The organism is Pedobacter sp. Bi27, assembly GCF_918698255.1.
Lineage (GTDB): Bacteria > Bacteroidota > Bacteroidia > Sphingobacteriales > Sphingobacteriaceae > Pedobacter.
In genome coordinates this window covers 642,595-655,538 of the sequence record NZ_CAKKMW010000004.1, presented here as the reverse complement: position 1 = coordinate 655,538, position 12,944 = coordinate 642,595, and the positions used below count along the sequence as shown (strand labels likewise).

Genomic DNA, 12,944 nt, shown 5'->3' with positions numbered 1-12,944 from the left:
TTATAATAAGTAATTTTAGTAATTTGTTGCCGATAAAAACAGCTTTAGATGAAAAGATACCTATTATTGATTGGCATTTTACTAATTAACATCACACTATTATCTGCACAACATAAAAAGCGTAATCTCAATATTGTTTTTATCGGTAATAGTATCACGCAAGGCGTCCAGATTGCCAATGCTGCTGATGCTCCGCCTGCTATAGCCGTAGCTTATTTGCTTAAGCAAAAAGGAATAAACGAAGTTAAATTCAGCAATCAAGGCCATAGCGGTTATACCACTCTTGATTTTTTACCCAGTGCTGGCCGTACTTTTAACAAAGTTGAAGAAGCAGCCAACGCATTCACCAATAAAGAAGCATTACTGGTTTTTTCGTTAAAGCTTGGTACCAACGATAGCGCTATAAAAGGACCGCGTGGAGCTCCGGTTTCGCCTGATCAATATATTGAAAATGTAAAAACTATTGTGGATAAGCTATTGGCCGATTTTCCTACGGCCATTGTGGTGTTGCATCATCCTATCTGGTATAGCACAAACACCTATAATAGCTCAAAATATATGGAAGAGGGCTTGTTGAGGTTACAGGCTTATATTCCAAAAATTGATAGTCTTGTGGTAAATTATGGTTTAACTAATCCAAAACATGTTTTTGTAGGAGATAAAAAAGCATTCGGTTATTTTAAAAAACACCACCTTACCGAGTTGATTCCTGAGAAAGGGCAGGCTGGTACTTTTTACCTGCATCCAAATAAATTAGGCGCCGCATCTTTAGGCGAATTTTGGGGCAAAGCGATTAAACGGATAGTGAAAAAGAATTTTTAAGCCTTGCCTGGTGATTCATTTTAATGGATTACTATTTGAAAATACCTTCTATATGGTTTTTTGCGCATAATTAACTATGATTATTCACAAAACTTGTGATTTTAATATTATATAATCATTTTTATAGCAGCAGTTTAGTTGTTAAGCCCAGTTTATGAAGATCAATCATTGTTAAATCTTACTGTTTTTCTATGAACGAGCAGCTAGGGTATTGTGGAACAAATATTCCCATAAAAATTTACGGGTTGAGTGAAAAATCGGTTACTGTAGGATTCGGAACGACAATCGATCACGATTTGCTGGCCCTGATCACCGATTTTAACCAATTGCTGCTGCAAAACCCTTTTTCTGGTTTAATAACCACAGTCCAGGCTTATACTACATTAACTGTTTTTTTTGATCCCTTAATTGTGATGTTATCAGATCTTCCGGGGCAGGTTTGTTTCGAAAAAATATCAGCACATTTAAATAAAATTGTACAGATAAAAAGAGAAAAATCTAGCACAATACCTGATAAATTGATTATTCCTGTATATTATGGGGGCGATTTCGGACAGGATCTCTCAACGGTAGCCCGCACAAACAAGCTTAGCGAAACTGAGGTAATAGATGTACATACTGCCGGGCAATATACTGTTTTCATGATCGGCTTTGTGCCGGGTTTCGCCTATATGGGCGGAATGGATCCCAGATTATCCACCCCTAGAAAAGAGGTTCCCAATGCTAAAATACCCACCGGATCTGTGGGTATTGCAGGCAATCAGACCGGTATTTATCCTATGGAAACACCCGGCGGGTGGCAGATTATTGGAAGAACTCCATTAAAAATGTTTGATGTAAACCGCTTACAACCATCACTTTTAAAGGGAGGCGATATGGTTACTTTTAAAGCCATTGGTATAAAGGAGTTTAATGCTTATGCTGAAATATGAGTATGAAGATCAGCATCATTAAGCCAGGTTTATTAAGCACCATTCAGGATATGGGACGATACCGATACCTTTCGCAAGCTGTACCTGTTTCGGGCGCAATGGATGAGCTGGCCCACCGGTTAGCGAATAAAGCTGTTGGTAACGATGATCATAATGCTACCATTGAGTTTACCTATGCCGATGCTTCATTTAAAGCTGAAACACCTGTTCTAATTTCTTATTCTGGTGATGGTGCAACTTTAGTTTGCAATAATGAAATAATGCCTGCAGAAAAGCCATTGTTTTTTCCGGCAGGTTCAGTTATAAAGCTGATCCATAATGCGATTGGGGTGCGTAGCTATTTGGCTATTGCTGGTGGATGGGATGTACCTGATGTAATGGAAAGTAAAAGCACCTATCTTACTGCTGCTTTTGGGGGCTTTAAGGGGAGAGCATTGCAAAAGGCAGATGTTTTGGTTAGCGGTACTTTACTTAGCGAAGTATCAGATGAAATATTGAATCATTTGATTGAAAGATCGTTAACCTATCCAAATTGGCGCATTTCGCGCGAAAGCTTACTGCCAGAGAACAGACAAACCATTAGAGTTGTACTTGCCAATGAAATCAGCTGGTTTGACGCAACATCCATTATTTCATTTTTAACCAATTCTTATACTATTGATAGAAGGAGTAATCGTATGGGTTATCATTTGTCGGGAAAGCCATTGGTGAGGAAAGTTAAAAAAGAATTGCTTAGTACGGCAGTAACACCTGGCGTTATTCAGGTAACCGGAAGTGGCGATTTGGTGATACTCATGGCCGACTGTCAAACAACAGGTGGCTATCCGCGTATCGCCCACGTTGCAGCGGTCGATTTACCTTTATGTGCCCAGTTAAAACCTGGCGATACTATTCATTTTTCCGAAATTTCGAGAGATGAGGCAGAAGCACTTTACCTTGAACGTGAACACGATTTATCGTTGATTACCATGGCAATAGGCCTTAAATATATTAAAACATGAAAATGATCGATCTTAATTGCGACATGGGAGAAGCATTTGGGAATTATACCATGCCCAATGATGAAAAACTGATGGATTATATTTCATCGGCAAATATTGCCTGCGGTTTCCATGCCGGCGATCCGGCTGTAATGCAGCAAACTGTAGCTTTAGCCTTAAAAAAAGGAGTAGCCATTGGTGCGCACCCTGGTTTGCCCGATCTGCAGGGCTTTGGTCGTAGAGAAATGAAGATTAGCCCGAATGAGGCCTATCAACTTACTTTATACCAAATGGGTGCATTAAGTGGTTTTGTCAAAGCCGCAGGGAGCAAATTACATCATGTTAAAGCACATGGCGCATTGTATAATATGGCTGCAAAGGATGCTGCTTTGGCAAAAGCCATTGTGCAGGCCGTTTACGATTTCGACCCTGGTCTGATCTTATATGCTTTAGCAGGAAGTAAGATGATTGATGAAGCTGAAAAAAGGGGGATTGTAACCGCATCAGAAGTTTTTGCCGATCGTAGTTATCAGGATGATGGTTTACTTACCCCTCGGTCAGCAGACAATGCTTTAATTACCAATGAAGAAGATGCCATCAATCAGGTATTGGGATTTGCTTTAAACCAGGAAGTAAATAGCATAAATGGAAATCGCATTGTGGTTAAAGCCGAAACGGTTTGTTTGCATGGCGATGGTGAACACGCTGTTGCTTTTGCTAAATTGATAGCCGAAAGGTTAAAAAAAGAAGGTATAGCTATAAAAGCCCCGACTATATGAAGCCAAAATACAATTGGAGTGTACTTTTAGGGGCAGCTTTTTTAATGGCTTCATCAGCCATTGGTCCTGGATTTTTAACCCAAACCGCAGTTTTTACCCAGCAATTAGGCGCAAGTTTTGCGTTTGTGATATTGCTATCCATCATATTAGATGCCATTGCACAGTTAAACATCTGGCGGATTATTGCTGTTGCCGATAAACCTGCTCAAGATATAGCCAATAAGGTATTTCCAGGTTTGGGATACTTTATTTCTTTCCTGGTTTTTTTAGGTGGTTTGGCTTTTAATATCGGTAATATTGCTGGCGCTGGCTTAGGACTCAATGTATTATTCGGCATTAGTGTAGGGCAGGGTGCTGTAATAAGCGCAATTATGGCAATAGGTATCTTTATTTACAAAGAAGCCGGCAAGGCAATGGATGTTTTTGCCAAAACTATGGGACTGATTAAAATTGTACTCGCCTTAATTATTGCCTACACCAGTTCGCCACCATTGGCAGAAGCCGCATTAAGGGCTGTAAATCCTACGCAGTTTAGTTTTACGGCAGTATTAACCATAGTTGGTGGGACAGTGGGTGGTTATATCACCTTTTCGGGCGCTCATCGTTTATTGGATGCCAGGCAAACGGGGATCCATAATTTAGGTGCCGTAAATAAAGGTGCATTAAGTGCCATTGGTTTGGCGTCTATTATGCGCTTATTGTTGTTTATTGCAGCTTTAGGGGTGGTAAGCAAAGGTTTTACCTTAGACCCATCGAATCCAGCTGCTTCAGTTTTTAAATTGGCCAGCGGCGAAATCGGTTATAAGATTTTTGGTGTGGTAATATGGGCTGCAGGGATTTCTTCTGTTGTGGGCTCAGCATATACTTCCATTTCATTTATTAAGAGTTTTCACCCACTGATATTAAAGTTTAACAGAGAGATTATCATAGCCTTTATAACCATCTCCTGCATTATATTTATCCTCATCGGTAAACCCGTTAAAATACTGCTTACAGTAGGTGCCATTAATGGTTTTATTTTACCCATTGCACTAGGTATTATGCTTATTGCCGCTTATAAAACCAAAATTATTGCAAATTACAAACAACCGTTTTGGTTAACCTTAACAGGTTTAGCTGTGGTATTAACCATGGTTTGGATGAGTTATGGTACCATTATACAAATGATAAAAGGAGAATAAATCTTTATACAATGAATACGATTGCCAAATATTTTTGCTTTTTCTTCCTATTAAGTGCTACCGGTTTTGCGCAACAGGTTACTAATCCCGTAGCCGTTGAACCTGGAGTTTCTCTTGCACTGGCAAGTTCCAGAAGTGCAGCCATAAGTAATATTCAATATAAGCTTCACTTTATCATTCCAGCAGAACAAACAGCGCCAATTCAATCAACTGAAAATATTGATTTTAAGTTAAATAGGTTAATTTATCTGCAGGTTGACTTTAAGCAGAGTGCAGATCATATAAAGCGAGTATCGGTTAATGGCAAAACGATACCGATTGATTTTAAAGCCGAACATATCTTAGTAAAACAGGAGTATTTAAAAGTAGGCGATAACCATATCGAGATTGGGTTTATTGCAGGCAACGAATCATTAAACCGAAACAAGGACTTTTTGTATGCACTTTTTGTTCCTGATCATGCCAGAACGGTATTCCCGTGCTTTGATCAACCCGATTTAAAATCTAAATTTTTACTTTCATTAACCGTTCCAACTGATTGGCAGGTAATGGCTAATGCCATTAAAAAATATTCGTTTGCTCAAGGAAATTCTACTACCTATCATTTCAATAATTCGGATAAACTACCCACTTATTTATTTTCCTTCACTGCGGGTAAATACACCCTGATAAATAGGGAAATGAAAAATAATAAAATGGAATTTTTGCACCGCGAAACTGATTCAGCCAAAATTAAGCTCAGTGTAGATTCTGTTTTTGTAGCACATCGTGATGCGCTCGATTTTTTGGAAGACTGGACAGCTATAAAATATCCTTTTCAAAAAGTGGGTTTTGTTAGTATTCCAGATTTCCAGTTTGGCGGTATGGAACATCCTGGGGAGGTACAGTATAAAGCATCAGCATTGTTTTTAGATCAAGGTGCAACCAAAGATCAGTTCATTTCGCGTTCTAACCTGATTTCGCATGAAACCGCACACATGTGGTTTGGCGATCTGGTAACCATGAAATGGTTTAACGATGTTTGGATGAAAGAGGTTTTTGCCAATTTTATGGCTGATAAGGTGACTGAAAAGTTAATGGGTAAAAGTACTTTCGACCTTAAGTTTTTGCAAGACCATTATCCGGCAGCTTACGGAGTAGATAGAACACTGGGCGCCAATCCCATTCGCCAGCAACTGGATAACTTACAAGAGGCTGGGTCGATGTATGGAAATATTATTTACCATAAAGCACCGATCATGATGCGTCAATTGGAATTATTGATGGGAAAACAGAATTTTCAACAGGGTATAAGGGAGTATCTAAAAAAGTACAGTTACAGCAACGCTACATGGAATGATTTGATTGCCATTTTAAGTAAATATAGTAAAAGTGATCTCCAGAGTTGGAACAAAGTTTGGGTAAACGAACCTGGCAGACCGGTTTTTAGTTACGATATTAAATACAATGGAGATAAAATAAGCGATTTAAGCTTAAATCAAAGTAGTGAGATGGGGCAGCCACGGGTATGGCCGCAATCTTTTACAGTTAAGCTGGTTTACCCAACAGCGAGTAAGATTTTAGTTGTAGATGCTAAGCTTGCTAAGACCGATTTAATTGAAGCAAAAGGTCTTCCAAAACCACTGTATATTTTATTTAATGCAAACGGTGCGGGCTATGGCCTTTTCCCGATAGACAAAGAGATGATGGCAAATCTTTATGATCTTGTTGACCCGTTAGAACGGGCATCGGCCTATATCAATGCTTACGAAAATATGCTTTCGGGAAAAAGCACTAAGCCTAAAGAACTTCTGGCTGTGTTTTTACAAGGATTGTCGGTCGAGAAAAACGAGATGAACCTCAGGCTGATTACGGGATACCTAACCAATATTTACTGGACATTTCTTACTGCTGAAGCACGGAATGCGATGTATGAAAGTATGGAGAAAACAATATGGAATGCAATGGAGCAACAGCAAACACAAAATAACAAAAAGATTCTGTTCAATGCTTATCAAAATGTATACCTGAGTGCGGATGCAGGAAAACGCATGTATAATATCTGGCTCAAGCAAACCGCACCAAATGGAGTTAAATTGTTAGAAGATGATTATAGCGCATTAGCATTAACGCTAGCCCTTAAAACAGATACTGCAAATACCATCTTAAAAGATCAATTGGCACGGACCAAAAATGAAGATCGTAAAAACCGGCTTATTTATTTAATGCCCGCATTATCTTTAGATGTTAAGGAAAGAGATAATTTTTTTAACGGCTTAAAAGACCGGAAAAACCGACAGAAAGAGGCCTGGGTAACTACAGCTTTATCTTACCTGCACCATCCCATCAGGCAAACAAGTTCTATTCGCTATCTGAAAGAAAGTTTAGATTTGTTGGAAGAAATACAGAAAACAGGAGATATATTTTTTCCACAATCGTGGTTGGCGGCTACATTTTCGGGTTATAACAAAAAAGAAGCAAATGCAGTGGTACAGGATTTCTTAAAAACACATCCTGCTTACAATCCGAAACTAAAGGATAAAATTTTGCAGACTACAGATAATCTTCGCCGTTCACAGATCATTTTACATTAACTTTAATGTAAATAAATTTGTTACATACAGGTCTAAGAAGAATTTATACTTTTGTCGCGAGAGCGTTAATTTAGATTGAAAGGGGTAAACATGAATTTGTTTGCCCTTTTCTTTTTTTTATGTTTATTTATAAAACATATTTATTGCTAAGGACTTAAACTTAAGTTCTTAATGCGCTTAATTTCTTAATGTTCAAATTGAATCTGCTCATTTTTTACCACCTGAGAAATGTGAGATCACCTGAGTTTAGCGATCAAGATTTGAAGTCTTATTACTTATTAATTAAAAGCTTCTGTTTGACTGTTCAGATCGTCTAACAAACTGTTTAATAAAATATCTCTTTTATCTTCAATTGAAGAATCATCCTGGATAAAAACGGTAAGGTTCGTATTTTCTGTTGTTTGAGGTTGCATATCAGGCTGCGGTTTATGTTTGTCAATTAAATGTCTACAATTATCTAACGTCGATTTTAGAATATAGTTTGTAACTTTTTTATTCGAACTTGTAATGTCTCAATTGGGCATAGTATAAATTAATATAGACCAAACATTGGGCTAGTATTTAGGTTATGTCTTTCAGAACAAAACAAATTCTATTAATCTGGAAAGCGATGAAACACTACGATGCAATAATTATAGGTGCAGGGCAGGCCGGAACGCCTTTGGCCAAAAGGCTTGCCGAAGCAGGTAAAAAAACAGCGATTATAGAAAAAAGATATGTTGGCGGCACATGTATTAATGATGGTTGTACACCAACAAAAGCAATGATCGCTTCTGCAAGGGCAGTGTATTAAGCCAAAAGAGCAACTGAACTGGGCGTAGAAGTTGGAGCGATCAAAATTGATTTTAAAAAGATAAAGCAACGGAAGGACGATATAGTAAACGAGTTCAGGTCGTCATCTGAAAAAGGCCTTAAAAACACTAAGGGACTTGAGCTTATATTTGGAACAGCCAGATTTAATAGTGAAAAAGAACTGTCCATTGCACTCAACGATGGCGGTGAAGAAAAAGTAACTGCCGAATGGATTTTTATCAATACTGGTGCAAAAACTACCATACCGGATATTGAAGGATTAGGTGAAATTAACTATCTTACATCGACAACAATTTTAGATCTTAAAACTGTTCCCGAACACCTAGTGGTTATTGGCGGAAATTACATCGGGCTTGAGTTTGGACAAATGTTTAATCGATTTGGCAGTAAAGTAACCGTTTTGGAAAAATCATCAGGCATATTAGCGAGAGAAGATCAGGATATCTCATCAGCACTTACTGAAATTTTAACCGACGAAAACATCGAACTGATCACTGATGTTAAAATCAAGAAGATAGCGCAGGATAAAAAACAGATTAGCATTACGCTGGAATCTGGGAAAATCAAAAAAGAAATAACAGCGAGTCACGTATTGGTAGCTGCAGGCCGTACTGCTCAGACTGCAGGTTTAGATCTTGGAAAATGTGGCGTAAAATTGGATGACAAAGGGCATATTCTTGTTAATGAAAAACTCGAAACCAATATAAAAGGGATTTATGCACTCGGTGATGTAAAAGGTGGCCCTTCATTTACACATATTGCTTATAACGATTATACCATTATTTATCGGAACCTCATGGAGGGCACAAATTACTCTATTCAAGATCGGCCGGTGCCATATTGCATGTTTACCGACCCTCAACTTGGGCGGATAGGTATTTCTGAAAAAGAAGCAAAAGAAAAGAAATTGAATTATAAAGTTGCCGTTCTGCCCATGTCGAATGTTGCGCGCGGTATTGAAACAAACGAAACTTTAGGGCTGATGAAAGCAATTGTAGATGCAGATAGCAAAAAGATACTGGGAGCTGCTATCCTGGCCTCAGAAGGTGGAGAAATCATGTCTGTTCTTCAAATGGCGATGGAAGGTGGGATTACTTACGATAGGATCAGATATTGTGTATTTGCACATCCTACTTATTCCGAATCGTTAAATAATCTATTTATGAAAATCGATAGCGAATTATGATCCAATTAAAAGAGATAAGTAAGAAATTTGGAGATACCCAAGCGGTAAATAAAATCTCTTTTAAGGTAGAAGAAAAGGAAACGCTGGTATTGTTGGGCACAAGTGGCTGTGGTAAAACCACCACGCTAAAAATGATCAACCGGTTAATTGAACCCGATGCAGGCCAGGTTTTTATCAATGACGAAAATATAACCAATCAAGATCCTGATGTTTTACGAACGGGAATTGGTTATGTGATGCAGAATATTGGGCTTTTTCCACACTATACCGTCGCTGAGAATATTGCAGTTGTACCGAAACTTTTAAAATGGGATAAAGAAAAAATTAAAGTCCGAACGCAGGAGCTGATCAAAAAACTCCATCTTCCTGAAAATAGTTTATCTATGTTTCCACATGAGTTGAGTGGTGGACAACAGCAGCGTGTAGGCCTTGCCCGTGCTTTGGTTACAGACCCTTCTGTATTGTTAATGGACGAACCTTTCGGCGCTTTAGATAACGTTACCCGAACCAGTATCCAAAAAGAATTTAAGGGATTAGAAGAACTAAAAAGGAAAACCATTGTAATGGTTACACATGATGTTCAGGAAGCTTTTGAATTGGCAGATCGCATTTGTTTAATGGATAAGGGGAAAATCATCCAGATCGGAACACCCAAAGAATTGCTTTATCAACCGGTAAATGATTTTGCAAGGAAATTTTTAGCCGGACAAAGGTTAGCCCTCGAATTTAAAGTAGTTAAAATACAGGATATTTGGACTTATTTACCTAAAGGGGCACTACAAGATGGGAGAAGCCTATCTGCTGATTTGAATGTATGGGATGCGATGGAGTTGTTGCGGAGTTCTGATCGGAGCGAACTTCTTGTTTCTGGTGCCGATAAAGAAAGCAAAGCCGTTAATTTCGAACAGTTAACCAAAGGATTTAACCAATTTCAAAACGCGCAGGCGCATGAATGAGCATCAGCAAACTTTATGGCAGTTTATGCATGAGCAATCTGATAAATTGTTTTCCCAAACCCTGCAGCATGTTGGATTAACGTTTATTTCCTTACTTTTTGCCATCGCCATTGGCTTACCACTTGGTGTATTGATTGCCAGAAAAAGAAAACTATCAGGGACAGTTTTAGGAATTGCCGGCGTATTGCAAACGGTTCCGAGCATTGCCTTATTGGGATTTATGATCCCCATTTTAGGAATTGGTGCAAAACCTGCAATTGTGGCGCTGCTTATTTATGCCTTGTTACCGATTATCCGCAATACCTATACAGGCATTATTGGCATCGATCAGCATGTGAAAGAAGCCGCCAGGGCAATGGGGATGAGCAAGAGCCAGATACTGTTAAAAGTAGAATTACCTTTAGCTATGCCCGTTATTTTGGCAGGTATCCGTACTGCAACGGTAATTAATGTAGGCGTAGCCACATTGGCCTCTTTTATTGCAGCGGGTGGATTAGGAGAGTTTATTTTTGGAGGCATTTCGCTCAACAATACCAACATGATTTTAGCTGGAGCTATTCCTGCTGCCTTATTGGCCATTATTCTCGATGCCTTGCTTTCTCTCGTTCAGAAAATGAATTTTAAAAAGCTGAGAAAAGCATTGTACATTTTGCCAGTTGTGATTTTAATTTTAGGTGGTTTTTATGCACTTCCGTCGGCTTATGGTTCTACCTTAACCGCTGGATTTACCCCTGAATTTATGGGTAGGCAAGACGGTGATCTTGGATTGAAATCTACCTACGGCTTAAAAATTCATACCATTGTAATCAGCGATGCGGTTATGTACAAGGCCGCTTTTTCAAAAGAATTGGATGTAATTAGCGGTTACTCTACTGATGGCCGTTTGAAAGCCTTTGATCTAAAGATTTTAAAAGACGATAAAAGTATTTTTCCACCCTACTATGCTGCGCCAATTGTTCGGGATGAAGCATTGAAGCAATTTCCCCAATTAGCAGAAACTTTGAATCTACTTGCTGGTGAAATTACGGATTCGGTTATGACCGATCTTAATTACAGAACAGATTATTTGCATCAAACACCAGAACGCGTAGCAAAAGATTTCCTTATCAGTATCGGTTTGTATAGAGCACCAAAAAACGGACATAAGGGTGTAGTGAGGATAGGATCCAAGATTTTTGGGGAACAATATATTCTGGCCGAAATGTACAGCATGCTGATTAGAGGAAATACAGATTATGAGGTATCTACCAAAACAGGACTTGGTGGAACAAAAATCTGTTTTGATGCACTGATGAATGATCAGATCGATTTTTATCCAGAATATACAGGAACAGGCCTGTTGGTTTTGCTTCAGCCCGATCCAAAAATTGCTAAGGAAATGGCGCATGATAAAGACAAAACTTATGATTATGTCTCCACAGAATTTGAAAAAAAGTTTAAGATCAAATGGCTTAAACCTATAGGTTTCAATAATTCTTATGCTTTAATGATGCGGCAAAAACAATCAAAAGATCTGAATGTTAATACCATCACAGATCTTAAAAACTATTTAGATAAAAATTAATGACACTGGTAGAAGAATACTTGCAGATCAGGAAATACTCAGAACAAATTTGCGAACCGCTGCAAACAGAAGATTATGTGGTACAACCAATTGTGGATGTTAGTCCTCCAAAATGGCATTTGGGACATACCACCTGGTTCTTCGAAACCTTTATATTAAAGCCGTTTTCTGCTAATTATCAGGTATATAACGATGAATATAATTTCGTTTTTAACAGTTATTATGAAACGGTTGGTAATCGGGTAATCCGGACAGATCGTGGTAATTTAAGTAGACCGAGCGTAAATGAAATTTACCAGTACAGGGCTTATGTAGATGAAGCCATGGTGAAATTCCTGGCGACGACACCAACAGATGAAGTAAAAGAGCTGTTGATTTTGGGTTTTAACCACGAGCAGCAGCACCAGGAACTTTTACTAACCGATATTAAATACATTTTAGGAAACAACCCGCTTTTTCCAACTTATTCGAAAAACCAAAAAGAAGTTTTAACCGTAAGTGAAATAGAACCTGGCTTTATCAAAATTTCAGAAGGAATTTATGAGATCGGTTATGATGGAAAGGATTTCAGCTTTGATAATGAATTAAACAGGCATAAAGTTTACCTGCACGATTTTTCAATCAGTAAAACATTGGTCAACAATGCAGGATTTATCGAATTCATTGGTGCAGGCGGTTATGAAAATTTTAATTTCTGGCATGCTGAAGGATGGGATTGGGTGAAAAACAACAACATTAGTGCACCCATGTACTGGCATTTAATTAACGGAAAATGGTTTAATTATACTTTAGCTGGTCTTTTACCTATCGATTTAACCGCACCGGTAAGCCATATCAGCTATTACGAGGCTTATGCTTTTGCAAGCTGGAAAGGCATGCGTTTACCCACTGAATTTGAGTGGGAAATAGCAGCCAAACACTTTAATTGGGGCGAACGATGGGAGTGGACCGAAAGTGCCTATTTGCCTTATCCCGGTTTTAGTAAAGCACCGGGCGCCATTGGCGAGTACAACGGAAAGTTTATGGTTAACCAGAAAGTGCTTCGCGGTGCATCAATTGCCACGCCTGAAAATCATTCACGTATTACTTATAGAAATTTCTTCCACCCACATTTAAGGTGGCAATATACAGGCATCCGATTAGTAAAATAGTATAGAT

Annotated in this window: 11 protein-coding genes and 1 pseudogene; 11 read left to right on the top strand and 1 reads right to left on the bottom strand. The window is 38.5% G+C overall.

From position 1 onward, the window contains the following. Window positions 1–48: 48 nt before the first annotated feature. From LQ227_RS16685 to LQ227_RS16660, 6 genes are all read left to right on the top strand, one after another. Window positions 49–822 (top strand): GDSL-type esterase/lipase family protein, encoded by a 774-nt coding sequence (locus LQ227_RS16685; protein ID WP_230141740.1) that lies wholly within the window; start codon window positions 49–51, stop codon window positions 820–822. A gap of 191 nt (window positions 823–1,013) precedes the next feature. Then, window positions 1,014–1,754, top strand: coding sequence for a 5-oxoprolinase subunit PxpB (pxpB, locus tag LQ227_RS16680; protein ID WP_230150019.1), 741 nt, complete (start codon window positions 1,014–1,016; stop codon window positions 1,752–1,754). Window positions 1,755–1,756: 2 nt separating this feature from the next. Next, window positions 1,757–2,755, top strand: coding sequence for a biotin-dependent carboxyltransferase family protein (locus LQ227_RS16675; protein ID WP_230150016.1), 999 nt, complete (start codon window positions 1,757–1,759; stop codon window positions 2,753–2,755). Window positions 2,756–2,757: 2 nt separating this feature from the next. Beyond that, window positions 2,758–3,513, top strand: coding sequence for a 5-oxoprolinase subunit PxpA (locus tag LQ227_RS16670; protein ID WP_305800153.1), 756 nt, complete (start codon window positions 2,758–2,760; stop codon window positions 3,511–3,513). Continuing rightward, window positions 3,510–4,694 carry an NRAMP family divalent metal transporter gene (locus LQ227_RS16665; protein ID WP_230141731.1) on the top strand — a complete coding sequence of 395 codons (1,185 nt, stop codon included), beginning with the start codon at window positions 3,510–3,512 and terminating at the stop codon, window positions 4,692–4,694. Before LQ227_RS16670 ends, LQ227_RS16665 begins: the two co-directional genes overlap by 4 nt. A gap of 11 nt (window positions 4,695–4,705) precedes the next feature. After that, a complete protein-coding gene (locus tag LQ227_RS16660; RefSeq protein WP_230141729.1) occupies window positions 4,706–7,267 on the top strand; it encodes a M1 family aminopeptidase in 2,562 nt (853 codons plus the stop codon). 278 nt (window positions 7,268–7,545) lie between these two features. Here LQ227_RS16660 and LQ227_RS25590 read toward each other — a convergent pair whose 3' ends face one another. After that, entirely contained in the window at window positions 7,546–7,680 is a 135-nt protein-coding gene (locus LQ227_RS25590) for a hypothetical protein (protein ID WP_256449172.1), read from the bottom strand. A gap of 155 nt (window positions 7,681–7,835) precedes the next feature. On the opposite strand from LQ227_RS25590, the pseudogene LQ227_RS16655 reads away from it, so the two are divergent. The 5 genes and pseudogenes from LQ227_RS16655 to egtB form a co-directional block, all read left to right on the top strand. Then, window positions 7,836–8,786: pseudogene (locus LQ227_RS16655) on the top strand (FAD-dependent oxidoreductase); the annotation flags it as partial. 90 nt (window positions 8,787–8,876) lie between these two features. Next, a complete protein-coding gene (locus LQ227_RS16650) occupies window positions 8,877–9,266 on the top strand; it encodes a hypothetical protein (protein WP_371824744.1) in 390 nt (129 codons plus the stop codon). Then, the gene (locus LQ227_RS16645) at window positions 9,263–10,222 is read left to right on the top strand and encodes an ABC transporter ATP-binding protein (RefSeq protein WP_230141725.1); all 960 of its coding nucleotides are present in this window, start codon (window positions 9,263–9,265) and stop codon (window positions 10,220–10,222) included. The genes LQ227_RS16650 and LQ227_RS16645 overlap by 4 nt, the downstream gene beginning before the upstream one ends. Then, a complete protein-coding gene (locus LQ227_RS16640) occupies window positions 10,215–11,786 on the top strand; it encodes an ABC transporter permease/substrate-binding protein (protein WP_230141723.1) in 1,572 nt (523 codons plus the stop codon). The genes LQ227_RS16645 and LQ227_RS16640 overlap by 8 nt, the downstream gene beginning before the upstream one ends. Further along, window positions 11,786–12,937: an ergothioneine biosynthesis protein EgtB gene (gene egtB / locus LQ227_RS16635; RefSeq protein ID WP_230141722.1), complete on the top strand. Its 1,152-nt coding sequence runs from the start codon at window positions 11,786–11,788 to the stop codon at window positions 12,935–12,937. The genes LQ227_RS16640 and egtB overlap by 1 nt, the downstream gene beginning before the upstream one ends. Window positions 12,938–12,944: the final 7 nt, after the last annotated feature.

Coding starts and splice junctions, on each gene's coding strand:
- LQ227_RS16685 (WP_230141740.1), top strand. CDS start 49: ATGAAAAGATACCTATTATTGATTGGCATTTTACTAATTAACATCACA.
- pxpB (WP_230150019.1), top strand. CDS start 1,014: ATGAACGAGCAGCTAGGGTATTGTGGAACAAATATTCCCATAAAAATT.
- LQ227_RS16675 (WP_230150016.1), top strand. CDS start 1,757: ATGAAGATCAGCATCATTAAGCCAGGTTTATTAAGCACCATTCAGGAT.
- LQ227_RS16670 (WP_305800153.1), top strand. CDS start 2,758: ATGATCGATCTTAATTGCGACATGGGAGAAGCATTTGGGAATTATACC.
- LQ227_RS16665 (WP_230141731.1), top strand. CDS start 3,510: ATGAAGCCAAAATACAATTGGAGTGTACTTTTAGGGGCAGCTTTTTTA.
- LQ227_RS16660 (WP_230141729.1), top strand. CDS start 4,706: ATGAATACGATTGCCAAATATTTTTGCTTTTTCTTCCTATTAAGTGCT.
- LQ227_RS25590 (WP_256449172.1), bottom strand. CDS start 7,680: ATGCAACCTCAAACAACAGAAAATACGAACCTTACCGTTTTTATCCAG.
- LQ227_RS16650 (WP_371824744.1), top strand. CDS start 8,877: ATGGAGGGCACAAATTACTCTATTCAAGATCGGCCGGTGCCATATTGC.
- LQ227_RS16645 (WP_230141725.1), top strand. CDS start 9,263: ATGATCCAATTAAAAGAGATAAGTAAGAAATTTGGAGATACCCAAGCG.
- LQ227_RS16640 (WP_230141723.1), top strand. CDS start 10,215: ATGAATGAGCATCAGCAAACTTTATGGCAGTTTATGCATGAGCAATCT.
- egtB (WP_230141722.1), top strand. CDS start 11,786: ATGACACTGGTAGAAGAATACTTGCAGATCAGGAAATACTCAGAACAA.